We start from the raw sequence: 14599 nt of genomic DNA, 5'->3' as shown, positions 1-14599 counted from the left end.
ACTCCTTATTTTATTTTTTGGGACGAAAAGCTTTTATAACTTCTTCATCACACTCAAGATATGGACCTTTCATTAAATCAATACAATATGGAATTGCTGGAAAAACTGCATCTAAACACTCTTTTATTGATTTTGGTTTTCCAGGAAGATTTACTATTAAAGAACTTCCTCTTAGACCTGCTGTTTGACGTGATAGAATTGCTGTTGGCACAAATTTTAAAGACTCAGCTCGCATAAGTTCTCCAAATCCTGGCATCATTCTATCACAAACAGCCTCTGTTGCTTCTGGTGTAACATCTCTTAAAGCAGGCCCTGTTCCTCCTGTTGTTACAACTAAACAACATTTTTCATTATCAACTAAATCTTTTAATGTATCTTCAATTGTTTTTTGATTATCTTCAATACATCTATAAACAGCTTCCCATGGAGTTGTCAAATAACTATTAATTGTATCAATTATTGCTTTCCCTGATAAATCTTCATATATTCCAGCACTTGCTCTATCACTTGCAGTTATTATTCCTATTTTTGCTATTTGTTCACTCATAATAAATGTCCTTTCTGTTTTATATAATATACTGTTGCAAATTTTTTAAATAATTTATTTGCTTTTGAAGTATCTATTATTTTATCAGATTCACCTAGATATACTTCAATTTTAGTACCTTTTTCTAGCAATTTCTGAAGTTTTTCTTCACTCCATTCATAATAAAGCAGCTCTTGTAACTCTTCTATTGTTCCTAATTTATAATACTTTGAAATATCTATATTTGTAGGGCTTTTTACATTTGATAAAAAATTTTGTACATAAGTATTTGCATCTTTTTTAAAATACATAAGTTGAGTTCTTTTAAATTTATCATCATAATTTTGAAAAAAAGCAGGAGAGAAGAGTTGAAGTCTATCAACTCTTTGATTTGTAGTTAAAGCCTCTTCAAAGGCTTTTATAGCACCATAAGAAAAACCAGAAATTGTAAAATCATTTTTGATTAAATATTCATCAAAAAGTTCTGATTCACCTAAAAAGCAAAAACCAGAAAAAAAATTCTTAGATATCTTCAAAAGTGATTACCTCATTTTTAAGCATAATTTGTTTTAATCTATTTATCTCATTTACATTTTGTGATAATTCACTTCTTAACTCATTTTTGATATTTGTAAGTAGTTCATCAACAGAATTTACCATTTTATATCTATTTACAATATCATTTGCTAATTTTGAAGCTCTTTCTAAATCTTCTGAATTTATTGCATATTTCTCTTTTTCTATAACTTCAAGACCAATAAATCCTGCTAAATCTCTTTTTATATTTTCACATAATTCATAATATGATGGATACGTAGAATTAAGTTTTTGTACACTTTCATCAAATAAAGCAACTTTTGTTTTAGAAATAAAAGCTTTACTAGCTTGATAAATTGCTAAAATCTCTTTTTGTCTATCATCAAGAATTTTAATCTGTTTTTTACCAAATTCTAGTTTATTTTTTGCAATTAAAATATCACTGTCATCTAATATTTTTTTGTTATTTTTTATCATATTTAATAAAGCTTCATTAATTAAAGTTGCAAGTGCCGCTGAACTAAATCCAGCTGTTTCATTTACTAATTTATCAATATTTATTTCATAGTTTTTATTATTTAAATATAGTTCTAAAATTTTCTTTCTATCATTTATATTTGGAAGTCCCACATGAACACGTCTGTCAAATCTTCCAGCTCGTAAAAGTGCATCATCTAAAACTTCTATTTTATTTGTTGCTGCTATTACAATTACTCCACTTTCTCCATCAAATCCATCCATTTGTGTTAAAAGTTCATTTAAAGTTGATTCTCTCTCATCATTTGATTTTCCACTTCTAGCTTTTCCAACAGCATCAATTTCATCGATAAAAATAATTGCAGGAGCACTTTGTTTTGCTTTTGCAAAAAGTTCACGCACTTTTTTTGCACCCATTCCCACATAAATCTGAACAAAACTAGCACCACTTTGATAAAAGAATGGAACATCAGCTTCACCTGCTACGGCTCTTGCAATTAAAGTTTTTCCTACACCTGGAGGGCCTACTAATAAAACACCTTTAGGAAGTTTAATTCCATATTCAAGATATTTTTGAGGATGATTTAAAAAATCTACAACCTCTTCTAACTCTTCTTTAATTTCATTTATTCCTGCAACATCTTTAAAAGTTATATTTGAAGTAACCGCTTGAATATTTGAATTTAAATCTTCATTTAAAACTTTTGTAGCTGCTTTTGTTTTATTAAGTTCTTCATCAAAAGCTGATGAATCTTTTTTATATTTACTAAAAAAAGTCCTTACTTGGTCTTGTTTTAATTTTAAAAACAAAGCTAAAAAAAGTAAAATAAATAAAAAGATAATTCCTATGTAATAAGAACTTCCTGTTATATGTGAACTACTTTTATAAATAGTATAAATAAATAAAACCAGCAAAACAACTGCTGATAAAGCCATTAATTTAAAATTTTTGTCAATATTTTTGTTATTTGAATCTTGCAACATTTTTATTAGCCTTTACTTCATAATCATCAATAAAAACCCAATCTCCAACTAAATCAACTGGTGAATCTATTTCTATTTGATTGAAAAATTGATCTAAACCTAGATATTTTCCATTTTTTACTGATTCTACTAAAACTTCTAATTTTTGAGTGTTATTTTTTCTAAAATCATAATTTTTTTCATCAATTATTTGTACTAACTCATTATATCTATGTTTTGCTATGTCCCCTTTAATTTGAGGTTTCATAGTAGCACTTGGTGTTCCATCTCTTTTTGAGTATGTAAAAGCATGAACGTGAGTTAAAGGAAATCTATGAAGATTTTGCATAGCTTCACGCCATAATTCATCAGTTTCACCAGGATGTCCAACAATAAAATCAGTTCCTAAAGCATATCCATTTGAACTTAAAAACTCAAAAAGTTCTAAATCAGATAAAACCTTGTTTCTTCTATTCATTATTTGTAACATCTCTTTTGAAGTATGTTGAAGTGCAATATGAAGATGTTTTGCCATAAATGGCTCGTTTATTAGCTCTTTGAATTCATCATCAATTTGAATAGGTTCAATACTTCCCATTCTTATTCTTCTTACACCTTTGATTAAAGACATTTTTTTTAGAAGTTTTGCCAGACTTGTATGCTGTTTTTTCCCATAAGAGCCAACATTTGTTCCAGTTAAAATAAACTCTCCAAAACCATTTGAGGCCAAAGTTGTAACTTGCTCTAGAATTTTATCTTCAGAATAACTTCTAGCATCACCTCTTACATAAGGAATTATGCAATATGAACATCTAAAATCGCAACCCTCTTGAATTTTAATAAATGCCCTACTTTTTCCAACAAACTCTTCAACAATTGTTTCATCAATATGTGTTAAATCGCCAGCATGAAAAAATCTACTTTCATTTAATAAAAGCTCATTTATTTTCTCTTTTTCTGAGTGACCAAAAAGTGAATCAACTTTATCTTCTTTAAAAAGTGCTTCACCTTTTGTCCAAACTCCACAGCCTGTAAATACAACTCTTGGGTCTTTTGGAAGTTTTTTTAAACCACTTATATAACCTCTGGCTGTACTATCTGCACTATTTGTAACTGTACATGAGTTTATTACAACTACATCAGCATCTTTTTCGTTTTGTGTTACTTCAAAATCTTTTAGATTACTCATCATAACTTGAGTATCAAATACATTTGTTCTACAACCAAAAGTTTTAAAATAAACTTTTGGTTTGTTTTGTGAAAAATTCATAAATATCTATTTCCTAATTTATCTTTGTATAATTTCATCTTCCAAATCTTTTGGAACTATTTTACTTTTTGAAGCAGGTCCGTAAGGATTATCTGTTCTATTAATATTAATTTGAGAAGTAGGATAAGCAATATGAATATCATCTTCTTTCATAAAAGCATCAAGTATTTCTGGACTTATTGTACTTCTTAATACAAGAGCTGCATAAGAATTTGTCAAATACCAAGAAGAAATAACAATGCCATGAGGTTCAACAAAAGTATAAACTCTTGGTTCTACTCCAGTTGCTCTTAACTGATATTTATTTCTCATTTTTGACAACTGTTTTCTTGTCATATCTGTATAACCTTTTGAATAATGTTTCAAAATCTCTCTAGATATTTTTTGAGCTTTTTTATAATTTGAATCGTAGGTAATTGTAATATCAATTCCATCCCAAACGGTTCTTAAACCTGAGTGCGTATAGTTTGCAATTAACTCAGAAAAAATGTAGTTATTTGGAATAAAAAATATTCTTCCTGTTCTTCTATTTGTTGTATATGAAGTAAGTGTAATATCTTCCCTGATAGTAATTTTAAATAATGAAATATCTAAAACATCTCCAACAGTTTCCACATTTCCTTTACTAACTTTGATTCTATCTCCCACTTGAATAGAACCAGATGTTACAATAACCATCCAACCAAAAATCGACATAAACCAATCTTTTAGGGCAATGGCAATCCCAGCTGATGCAAATCCTAGGATAGTAACAAGGTATGAAACGTTATCAATATATGAAAATAAAATAACCATTAAAATTAAAAATACTAATGTAAAATTGATTATTTTATTTACCATATAGTAGTTTTCATTTTGAGAAAAATATCTTTTTAAAGCAAGTTTTACTAAAAAAGCGATTAATGATAAAACAACAATTATTATAAAAATAACTATCATTTTTTGGATTTGTTGTGATATTTGGTTTTTAATCTCTAATATTACTTGCTCAATTTTTCTTGTATATACCTCTTCTGTTGTAGATACAATTTCAAGAACCATTACAAAATCTTTTTTTTGTTTATCCAAAAAAGTAATTTTTTCTTTATATTCAGGTTTTTGGTCTAAATTAAATAATTCTAAATATAAAAGTAACTCTTCATCAAGCTTAATAGTTAAATAATCAATATCCATATCTAGTGTTTTAAATATTTTTTTATTATTCTCTAATTTTTTTATATGAGATAAAGCATTTATTATTCCAAAAGGATTTGTAATATTTTCATATTTATCAATTTCAGGAGGATTAATAAGTCCACCAATAGGTGAACCTTTGTACTCATCAATTAATTCTAATTCATTTTCTTTTACTCTTATTTTATTGTGTAATTGGTAAGTTAACTCATCAGAAGCATTAGTTTTTCTTTTTAAACTATCTTTTAAAATAGCTAACTCTGTAGAAATTTTACTATATGAACTATAATTTGAATATCTTTTTAATAGAATATTATCTTTTAACTCGGTATCAATTTTTGCAATACTTTCAAGTAAAGTGTTAATTTGAGCCATATTTTGCATATTTTGCTCTTTGGTTTTTAAATCATCAAGCTCTTGCTTTTTTTTGAGCTCTAACTCTTTTTGAGCCTCTTCATACTTTTCAGTAATAAGATTTTGTTCAATTTGTTTAACTTCTGCTTTATCTTTTTTATCTACAGTAGGAACACTATTATCATTTGGTTTTACTGTATTTTCAGCCCATAAAAAACAAGTAAGACATAATATAAATGCTAATTTTTTAATCAATTTAAAAACCTTTTAATATTTCAATAACATCATTTTTTGTAACTTCATTTGTGATTTTACAATCACCCAAACCAACTGGAAGAATAAATTTAATTTTATTATCCAAAGACTTTTTATCTAAGAAAAAGTGCTCATAAAAATCTTCAACATCTTTGATTTTATAAGTTGTTGGAATCTCATATTTTTCTAATAGATTTTTTACTCTTAACTCTTCATCTTTACTCATAAGTCCAATTTTTACAGCTAGAGCATTTGCCATACACATACCAATTCCCACAGCTTCACCATGCAAATACGTATCATAATTTGTCTCATTTTCAATTACATGCCCAAAAGTATGACCATAATTAAGTGCTGCTCTTATTCCTAACTCTTTTTCATCTTGTGACACAACATCTGCTTTTGTTTGAACAGATTTAGCAATTGCTATTCTAATATTTTTATCATCATTTAAATCATTTTGTTCTAACCACTCAAAAAAGTCTTTGTTAAAAGTTACTGCCATTTTTACAATCTCAGCAACTCCTGCACCAAACTCTCTTTTTGGTAAAGTTTTTAAGAAATTCGGGTCGATATAAACTGCAATTGGTTGATGAAATGCACCAACAAGATTTTTTCCAAATTTATTGTTAATCCCAGTTTTTCCACCAACGCTTGCATCAACTTGAGAAAGTAAAGTTGTAGGAATTTGAACAAAATCAATCCCTCTTTGATAAATTGAAGCTGCAAATCCTGTCATATCTCCAATAACACCACCACCAAATGCTATAAGTAGTGATTTTCTATCAAGTCTATGAGTAAAACAGTGAGCTAACATATCTTCAATTGTTTGCATATGTTTGTACTCTTCACCATCTGGAATTGTACAAACACTAAGCTCACGTGCTTTTATTTTTGTTTTTAAATAATCCAAATGAAATCCACTAACAGTTGGATTTGTAATAATCACAACTTTTCTATCAAAATATAGTTCGTTTAATTCATCTATAAAAATTTCATAAGAGTTATCATGGGGTAAAGTAATTTTAACAGTCATTTTTTATCTATCCAAATATTTATTTAATAAGGTCTTTATATTAGCTAAAAAAAGCTAAAAATAGATTGAAAAGTCCCTATTTATGAGTCAAAAAGTAATTAATACAACATTCTAATCTACTTTTAGGTATAATTAATAAAAATTAAGATTAGAAGGAAACATTATTAAAACTTTTACATCAATGAACTTAGATGAAAAAATCATAAATGCTTTAAAAGATTTAGATTACAAAGAAGCAACGGAAATACAAAAAAAAGCTATTCCTATCGCTTTAAAAAAAAGAGATATTCTAGCAGCTGCACAAAGTGGAACAGGTAAAACTGCTGCATTTTTATTACCAATTTTAACAGAAATTTTGGCAAATAAACAAGCAAACAAACCAATTCTTAGAGCTTTAATTTTAGTTCCAACAAGAGAATTAGCAACTCAAATATCAAAAGCAGTTGATGATTTTTCAAAGTATATGGAAGTAGAATCAATAGCTATGGTTGGTGGAGTTTCAACAAAAGACCAAGAGAAAAAAATTACAAAAGGTCTTGACATTTTAGTAGCAACTTCTGGAAGATTAATGGAACATCTAAAAAATGGAACTGTTGATTTATCAAGTGTTACAACAGTTGTAATTGACGAAGTTGATACTATGCTTGATATGGGATTTTTAGAAGATATTGAAAAAATTCTTCCAAGTGTTGGACCAAAAAGACAAATCATGATGTTCTCAGCAACTATGAATCAAAATGTAAAAAAACTTGCAAAAGAGTTTTTAACAGATCCAGTTGTAATTGAAGTTGCACAACAAAGATCAGCTGTAAAAATCATTGACCAACAAATTGTTTTAGTTGATGAAGCAAATAAAGCAGCGGCATTATCATATATCATTGGTTCAAAAAACTATTCTCAAGTTTTAGTTTTTGTAAATATGAAAATTGAAGCTGATACTTTAGTTGAACATTTAGAACTTGATGGTCTTCCAGCTGGTTGTATTCATGGAGATGTTAGACAAACTGCTCGTGCAAAAGTTATGAGAAAATTCAAATCAGGAGAAATTAGAGTTTTAGTAGCAACTGATATTGCTGCTCGTGGAATTGATATAGAACTTTTACCAATAGTTGTAAATTATGCCTTACCTGAAACTGTAACTGATTATACACATAGAATCGGAAGAACTGGACGAGCTGGGAATCCAGGAATTGCTTTGACGCTTTTAAGTGTTAAGGATTATAAAATGATGATTGATATTGAAAAAGAGTTAATCATAAATATTCCAAGAACTGAAGTTGAAGGTTTTGAAGCAACAGAAAAAAAACCAAGACTATTTAAAGCAAGACCTAAAAAACTAAGTGTAAAAAAAGCTGAAGCTGGAAAAGTAGCTAAAAAAACAGGTTTTGCAAAAACAAATGCCCCTGAAAAAAAACCAGCTAAGAAGAAAAAAATTACTAAAAGAGATGATAATAGAAGTTTTGGGAAAAAATAAGAGAAGTTAACAACTTCTCTTAATCTATTTCATCCCCTCATAAATCTCTTTGATTGTTTCTATAAAATATCTATGATGATTTGGAGCCTTAGCAACTCTATAATCCGTTAACCCAATTTTATGAGCAACTTCTGCATATTCCATATCAAGTTCATATTCAGTTTCAGAATTATCAACTGTAAATGATATAGGATAGATTATTACCTTTGATTTTATCTCTTTTAATTTATCTTCCATATAAGGTCGCAACCACTCCATTGGTCCTAGTCTTGATTGATATGCCACATGAATTTTTTTGAAAGATATATTTTGATTTTCTAGCTCTTTTTTTGCACATTCAACATTTGCTAAAATATGTTTTTGGTATAAATCACCTTTATCTATGATTTTTTGTGTTAATCCGTGAGCTGAAAATATAAGTTCAAAATCTTCTGAATTTTCGCCTTTTAAAACCTCTTTTATTCGCTCAACTATCGCTTTATTGTAATGAATATTGTCATAATAACTATCTATTGTTTTGATTTTTTTATCAAGATTATATTTTTTTGCAACTTTTACAAACTCTTCAATTGATGATTTTGTAGTTGTACTTGAATAGTGTGGATACATTGGAATTGCGTATATTTCATCGTAGTTTTTTAGTTTTGGCATAATATCTTTTGCAAATGGTGGAGTGTATCTCATCTCATAAAAAACATCCGCATCAAGCTCTTTATTTAATCTTCGCACTAATCTTTTTGTATGGCCAACAATTGGTGACATTCCCCCTAACTTTGCATAATTTGCCTTTGATTCTTTTAGTCTTTTTGAAATAATTATTTGCCCAATCATTGCTCTTATTGGCTGTGGTGCACCAATAATATATTTATCATTGAACATATTTCTTAAAAATACTTTTACTTCATCTAAATTATTTGGGCCACCCATATTCATTAAAACAACTGCTCTTTTCAAAACTTTTCCTTTTCTAACATCTTTTTTGTAATTTTATGTCTAAAATCAAACATTTTTTGTAAATCTTTTATTACTAATCTTTCAAATAACTTTCCTATAAATCCAAATGGCATTTTAAAAGTAACAATATCTTTTAACTCACTTATATTTCCATGTTTTATAAAGATATGTTTATGTTCCCAAAAAGAAAATGGAGATTTCATTGCAATATCTACCAATAAATTTGGTTCATCAATTTTTTCTATTTTAACTTCCCAATTCATTGGTATAAAATATTTGGTGCTTTTTATTTTCAATATTTGTGATACAACGGGTTTAAAATCTTTTGTTAATAATTCCACTTTAGTATCAGGAGGAGTAATATATGTTAGATTATTAGTATCTAAGTGAAAATCAAAAAGAGATTTTGTATCACAGTTGATATATGAACTTTTTATAAATGTTTGCATTTTTTTATCCTTGCACAAATATTTTATACAAGGATAATTTACAAAAAATAAGATGTTTTTAGTAGGTAGTTTTTGTAGGTTTATAAACTTCTTCGCTCAATGTACTCTCTAAAATCTTTAGCACCCTCTTTTGAACTTGTCACAATTTCTGCAATTCCATCAAAAGATATTTCAAGTTTTGATTGTTCCACACTTCGCATAGATTTGATTTTATCAACATTTACAATATAAGATCTGTGAACTCTAAAGAAGTTTTTATCACTTAAAAGTGTTTCTAAATCCCCTATTTTTCGTCTTACATAAGCATCTGCTTCTTTTATTTTGATGATAACTTCATCTAAATCAGCTTTTATATAATAAATATCATTTATATCAATCAAATAAAGTTTATCTCCTCTTTTTCCTAAGATTTTTTTTGATTCATCTTTAGATGAAACTGCAAAACTTTTAATTTTATCTAGGATATTTTTTATGTCATTTGACTCTATTGGTTTTACTAAATATCCCATTCCACCACTTTTATAAGCTTCAAGTGCAAACTCTGAATAAGCTGTTTGAAATATAATAAATGTTTTTGGCTCAATTTGCATGATAGAATCAGCAAGCTCAAGTCCCGAAATATTTGGCATTGAAATATCCAAAAAAACTGCATCAAATTTTGTTTTTGTTATCTCTTTTAGAGCATCTATTGGATTATCAAAAGCTGTTATATCTTCAATTCCATTTTCATTTAATAACCTTTTTAATCTGCTTAAAGCTAAACTCTCATCATCAACAATCATTATTTTCAATTTTTATCCTTTAATTCTATTACAAATAACATCTTATCATCTAACTTTTCAAACGATAAATTGCCAACTTTTTGAAGTTCCAATCTTTTTTGAAGATTTGATAAACCCGTTCCAAATTTCACAATATTAGCTATTTTACCATCATTTTGTACTCTTATTTTGTCTTTTGAAAAGTTTATATCAATATTCAGAGTTTTTCCTAAATATCCATGTTTTATGGCATTTTCAACCAAAAGTTGAATTGAGAATTTTGGTATTTTTATATTTTTATATTCATTAAAATCTTCAATATTTAAAACAATTTTTCCATCAAATCTTACATTTTCAATATTTACATAAGTTTTCACCATAGAAAGTTCAGTTTCAAGAGAGATTAAACTCTCTTTATTTATGGCATTTCGCAAAAATTTTGATATTTCAATCACTGCATTTTCAGCTTTTTTCTGGTCTTGATAAATCAACTCAGAAACTGAATTTAAAGCATTAAATAAAAAGTGAGGATTTAGCTCATTTTCTAAAGCTTTTAGTTTTGTCTCTAAAATTTGCGTTTTTATCTCTTCATTTTTGTATTTCATAGAGATAAATTGATGCAAAATCAAACCAACTAAAAAGGTCAGAAAACCAATTGTAACAGCTATATAGTGCCAAAATGGTGAGATAATATATAAAATTTTAAAATCACTAAAAGAAAAAAGTATAAAAGAAAAACTAAATCCTAGAAAACCAGCTAAAAAAGAGAAAATAAAACTAATCAAATACCAGAATTTCTTATTTACCTTTGGAAGTATAAATTTATTGGAAATAGTGATTAAAAAAAATGCAAACAATGAAATAGAAATGGCACTGCTTGTACTAAAAATAATAGTTGAAATATTTTGTAAATCATCACTTAAAAAATAGAAACACAAAGAGATAAAAAAACCAAAAAATGCCCCAATAATTATGATATAAAGCCAATCTTTTGGTGCGATTTTTAGTTCAACTGTTTGCATTTATTTCCTTCTTGTATTTTGTCTGATTGAAATAATAAACTGATAAATCAAATATGCAATTACTATTTTATAAATCAATGTAATTATATTTAGAGAATCTTTACCTGTCATAATTGAAAAAGGATTAAAACTATTTGAAACTATTGATAAACAATAATCTTTAGTGTAAATAATATATAAAATAGTAATAAAAATTAAGAAAATTGAACAAAGTCCCACTTCTTTAAATTTAGTAATTAAAGAAAATATTACACATATTATAAATATTGTTCCAATAACAATTAAGAAACCAAATAAATCCTGATTTAAAGAAATCTTCTCAAATATTATTTCAAAATATGAAAATTGAAATTTATCACTGTATTCTTGCTTTTTACTATTAAATTCAAAAAAAGAATAAAACATAGAAAATAGGTATATCCAAAAAAATGCCAATAATGGATTTTGAGAATAATTAGAGCTTAACCCATGAAATTTAAAAATTAAGTATTCAAAAATATTTTTACCTTTATCAAAACTTTTTTCTAATTCGTCTTCTCTTTCTTTCATTTCCAATTTATAAAATCTATTTGCTTCAATAATATTATTTGAACTATCAAAAAAGTTTTTGATAACTCTTGCTGTTTCTCTATTTGAAACTTTTATATCTTCTAACTCGCCAATATAAAAATAATCTCTTTTTTCTTCATCATAAACTTTTCTTGATTTTGAAGTAATATCTAAAAAATTAGCATCTTCTTTAAAAATAGTATCTCGTAGATTTAGTTTTCCAGTTATAACCATATCTCTAAAAATTGATGTTCCTAAGAATTTTGTATATTTAAAATCTACATCACAATGGAATTCTGCTTCACTAAATACAGCTATGTTTTTAAAATCTGTTCTTTCAAAATTTACTTTTTTAAATTTAGTCCTATAAAAGTCTGCTAAATCTTCAAATTTAGTATTATAAAAATTTGCATCTTTTATGCAATTATAAAATTGTATTTTTGCTTTTCCTTTAAAAGTTGATTCTTTTAAATCAATCAAATCTAAATTAGATCTACTATTATTCACTTCATCCTTTAATAAAAAATCTTTATTTATTAGAGAATTAGAAATTGTTAAGCTTTTGAGATTATTTGGTTTGATTACAAATCTATCTATCTCTTTTTTATTTGAATCTAAATCTATAATAGATACTTCTGCTGCCAAAAGTAAATCTTTGATTTTACAATTCTTAATATTTAAAGATTTTATACTTGATTCTTTATAAAATCTTAAACCTTTTTCAAAAGTTGTATTTGAAATATTTAACTCTTTAAACTTAGTATTTTTAAAATCTAAATCTAATTTCTTATGTTGATTATTAAAAATAATGTTATCAAAAGTTAATTCTTTATAAAATTCACAATTTTCAAAATCTTTTTGGTAAGAAAAAAAATTTATTGTTGAATTTTCAAATAATGTAGCTTTTTGGAAAATAGTTTCTTTAAAAGAAACATTTATTATTTTAGAATTTGAAATTTTACACTCTTCTATAAATACTGTATTATTGAATACAAGTCCTTCAAATTCATAATTAGTAAAATCTACAACATCTAAAAATATTGAATTACTAAAATTAAATCCTGAAATTTTTTTTAAATCATTACTTGGGAATTCACTATTTGTTATAATTTCATCACAAAAATTATGATACCAATCATCACAACGCCAATATCCAAGTCCTTCTTCATAAGTATCCTCATAGAGTTCTTCAAATTTTGGGAAAATTACATTTGTTAAACTTATATAATATTGTTCCACTTTATATTCTTCATCTTTAAGTGTATTTAAAATATATTTTCTAATTTCCGACCAAAAATATTTTATATTTTCTTCAGATTTAGTCCAATCTTTTTTTCCATCTATTAAATCAAACCAAATATCTTTTTCACAATGTAAAATACACTTATTTTCATATTTTGAATAAAGATACTCTTTTTTAGGATACTTTTTATTACAAATTTCACATTCATATAATTTTTCTTCTTCCAAATATAATCCTTTCAAACTTTTATCTTTACTATTTTAAAATTTTGCAAAATATTCCCAAAAACTTATAACCTCTATATCATCAATTTTATCCCTTTGATTATAGGTAATTATATATTTTTCATCCACATTAAAAGGGAGTTTTAAAAATGCATTTATTTCTCTTTTTTTATTCTCTTCAGTTAAACTATAACAAACTTGAATAGCTATAATCTTATTAGCTTTTTTTGCTATAAAATCACATTCGAAATCACTATTAAAATAAAAAATCTCAAAATCTGCTTTTTGAAGTTCAGTAAAAACAAGATTTTCCAATAACTTTCCATAATTTGAAGAAAAAGCATATCCTAAACTAATAAAACCATTATCACTCAAATATAATTTCTTTTTATTATTAATTTGCTCTTTTAATGAATATGAAAAAAGTTTCAACTCACTAAAAAGATACGAATTTTCTAAAAAAGAAATATAATCTTTTATAGATTTATCATTGATTTTTAATACTTTTGACAAAGAAATATACGAATATAAAGAAGTTAAATTTGTCAAAGCATAAAAACCAAGTTCTTTAAAACTCTTTATATCTCGAATTTGATTATTTGCAACACAATCTTTTAATAAAATGGTTTCATAATAAGTGCTTAAAACTTCTCTTTTAAATTCATCATCCAACTCATAAACTTCCACAAATGAACCATAATTCATCATATCATCTACAAGTTTTAAAACTTTTGGAAGTTCTTTATTAAGTTTTAAAAAATTATCAATGCCATTTATTTCAAGTATTTCAGAAAAACTAAGTGGATAAATTTTTGTTGAAATATATCGTCCACTTAAAAGTGTTGCAAACTGCGTATTTAAAAGTGAAGAGTTGGAACCTGTAATAAATATCTTAATAAATTCTTCACTATCATAAACACTTTTTACAAATCTTTCCCAACCATTTATAGCTTGAACTTCATCTAAAAAAAGATATTTTATATTTTTTTGGGTAAGTTTTTTTGCTGTTTGGATTATTTCATAAAATCCTGTTGGTTCATTTGAATATTTCATAAAAAAAGGGTCATCAAGATTTATATATAAAATTTCCATAGGGTCTGTATTTAAACAAAGTTCATTTATAAGAAGTTTAAATAAAGAAGATTTTCCACTTCTTCTAATACCTTGTAAAACTTGTATATGTTTTAGAGAAAGATTTTTTACTAATTTTTGAAAAACTTCTCTTTTGTAAAGATTTTCATATCTTTTTTCCCAATGTTTATTCTGCGAAATTAAAACATTATTCAAGATATACTCCTTATAATTTATAAATATTAAGTATTATAATACTTA

Annotated in this window: 13 protein-coding genes; 1 reads left to right on the top strand and 12 read right to left on the bottom strand. The window is 26.1% G+C overall.

Annotated features, from left to right (window positions below; all coding sequences use genetic code 11):
- Nucleotides 1–10 precede the first annotated feature (10 nt).
- Genes mog through aroB form a run of 6 tightly spaced genes read right to left on the bottom strand, consistent with a single transcriptional unit; the run spans nucleotide 11 to nucleotide 6591 of the window.
- A complete protein-coding gene (mog, locus tag AVENP_RS07055) occupies nucleotides 11–547 on the bottom strand; it encodes a molybdopterin adenylyltransferase (RefSeq protein WP_128358606.1) in 537 nt (178 codons plus the stop codon).
- Entirely contained in the window at nucleotides 544–1062 is a 519-nt protein-coding gene (gene bioV / locus AVENP_RS07050; protein ID WP_128358607.1) for a pimelyl-ACP methyl ester esterase BioV, read from the bottom strand. The genes mog and bioV overlap by 4 nt, the downstream gene beginning before the upstream one ends.
- Nucleotides 1049–2524 (bottom strand): AAA family ATPase, encoded by a 1476-nt coding sequence (locus tag AVENP_RS07045; RefSeq protein WP_128358608.1) that lies wholly within the window; start codon nucleotides 2522–2524, stop codon nucleotides 1049–1051. Before AVENP_RS07045 ends, bioV begins: the two co-directional genes overlap by 14 nt.
- A complete protein-coding gene (gene mtaB, locus AVENP_RS07040) occupies nucleotides 2505–3773 on the bottom strand; it encodes a tRNA (N(6)-L-threonylcarbamoyladenosine(37)-C(2))-methylthiotransferase MtaB (RefSeq protein ID WP_128358609.1) in 1269 nt (422 codons plus the stop codon). Before mtaB ends, AVENP_RS07045 begins: the two co-directional genes overlap by 20 nt.
- Before the next feature lie 18 nt (nucleotides 3774–3791).
- On the bottom strand, nucleotides 3792–5555 hold the full coding sequence (locus tag AVENP_RS07035; RefSeq protein ID WP_172664247.1) for a mechanosensitive ion channel family protein: 1764 nt from the start codon (nucleotides 5553–5555) through the stop codon (nucleotides 3792–3794).
- Nucleotide 5556: 1 nt separating this feature from the next.
- Nucleotides 5557–6591, bottom strand: a complete 1035-nt coding sequence (gene aroB / locus AVENP_RS07030) for a 3-dehydroquinate synthase (RefSeq protein ID WP_128358610.1) — start codon at nucleotides 6589–6591, stop codon at nucleotides 5557–5559.
- A gap of 181 nt (nucleotides 6592–6772) precedes the next feature.
- Between aroB and AVENP_RS07025 the strand changes: the two genes are divergently transcribed.
- The gene (locus AVENP_RS07025) at nucleotides 6773–8065 is read left to right on the top strand and encodes a DEAD/DEAH box helicase (RefSeq protein WP_128358611.1); all 1293 of its coding nucleotides are present in this window, start codon (nucleotides 6773–6775) and stop codon (nucleotides 8063–8065) included.
- 24 nt (nucleotides 8066–8089) lie between these two features.
- On the opposite strand, the gene hemH is transcribed toward AVENP_RS07025, so the two are convergent.
- The 6 genes from hemH to AVENP_RS06995 all read right to left on the bottom strand — a co-directional run bounded on the left by hemH (nucleotide 8090) and on the right by AVENP_RS06995 (nucleotide 14554).
- Nucleotides 8090–9019 carry a ferrochelatase gene (gene hemH, locus AVENP_RS07020; RefSeq protein WP_128358612.1) on the bottom strand — a complete coding sequence of 310 codons (930 nt, stop codon included), beginning with the start codon at nucleotides 9017–9019 and terminating at the stop codon, nucleotides 8090–8092.
- Entirely contained in the window at nucleotides 9016–9468 is a 453-nt protein-coding gene (locus AVENP_RS07015) for an SRPBCC family protein (RefSeq protein WP_128358613.1), read from the bottom strand. Before AVENP_RS07015 ends, hemH begins: the two co-directional genes overlap by 4 nt.
- A gap of 80 nt (nucleotides 9469–9548) precedes the next feature.
- Nucleotides 9549–10250 (bottom strand): LytR/AlgR family response regulator transcription factor, encoded by a 702-nt coding sequence (locus AVENP_RS07010; protein WP_228201860.1) that lies wholly within the window; start codon nucleotides 10248–10250, stop codon nucleotides 9549–9551.
- A 5-nt stretch (nucleotides 10251–10255) separates the two neighbouring features.
- Complete coding sequence (locus AVENP_RS07005; RefSeq protein WP_128358615.1) at nucleotides 10256–11251, bottom strand: sensor histidine kinase; 996 nt, start codon at nucleotides 11249–11251, stop codon at nucleotides 10256–10258.
- Nucleotides 11252–13270, bottom strand: a complete 2019-nt coding sequence (locus AVENP_RS07000; RefSeq protein WP_172664245.1) for a pentapeptide repeat-containing protein — start codon at nucleotides 13268–13270, stop codon at nucleotides 11252–11254.
- Nucleotides 13271–13303: 33 nt separating this feature from the next.
- A complete protein-coding gene (locus AVENP_RS06995; protein ID WP_128358617.1) occupies nucleotides 13304–14554 on the bottom strand; it encodes an ATP-binding protein in 1251 nt (416 codons plus the stop codon).
- Between the last annotated feature and the right edge of the window lie 45 nt (nucleotides 14555–14599).

The sequence above is a fragment of the Arcobacter venerupis genome, assembly GCF_013201665.1.
Classification (GTDB): domain Bacteria; phylum Campylobacterota; class Campylobacteria; order Campylobacterales; family Arcobacteraceae; genus Aliarcobacter; species Aliarcobacter venerupis.
This window is presented reverse-complemented; position numbering and strand designations above follow the sequence as displayed.

Bases quoted from the DNA above. Each gene is read 5' to 3' on its own strand.
- mog (WP_128358606.1), bottom strand. From the start codon at position 547: ATGAGTGAACAAATAGCAAAAATAGGAATAATAACTGCAAGTGATAGA.
- AVENP_RS07045 (WP_128358608.1), bottom strand. From the start codon at position 2,524: ATGTTGCAAGATTCAAATAACAAAAATATTGACAAAAATTTTAAATTA.
- mtaB (WP_128358609.1), bottom strand. From the start codon at position 3,773: ATGAATTTTTCACAAAACAAACCAAAAGTTTATTTTAAAACTTTTGGT.
- aroB (WP_128358610.1), bottom strand. From the start codon at position 6,591: ATGACTGTTAAAATTACTTTACCCCATGATAACTCTTATGAAATTTTT.
- AVENP_RS07025 (WP_128358611.1), top strand. From the start codon at position 6,773: ATGAACTTAGATGAAAAAATCATAAATGCTTTAAAAGATTTAGATTAC.
- AVENP_RS07015 (WP_128358613.1), bottom strand. From the start codon at position 9,468: ATGCAAACATTTATAAAAAGTTCATATATCAACTGTGATACAAAATCT.
- AVENP_RS07010 (WP_228201860.1), bottom strand. From the start codon at position 10,250: ATGATTGTTGATGATGAGAGTTTAGCTTTAAGCAGATTAAAAAGGTTA.
- AVENP_RS07005 (WP_128358615.1), bottom strand. From the start codon at position 11,251: ATGCAAACAGTTGAACTAAAAATCGCACCAAAAGATTGGCTTTATATC.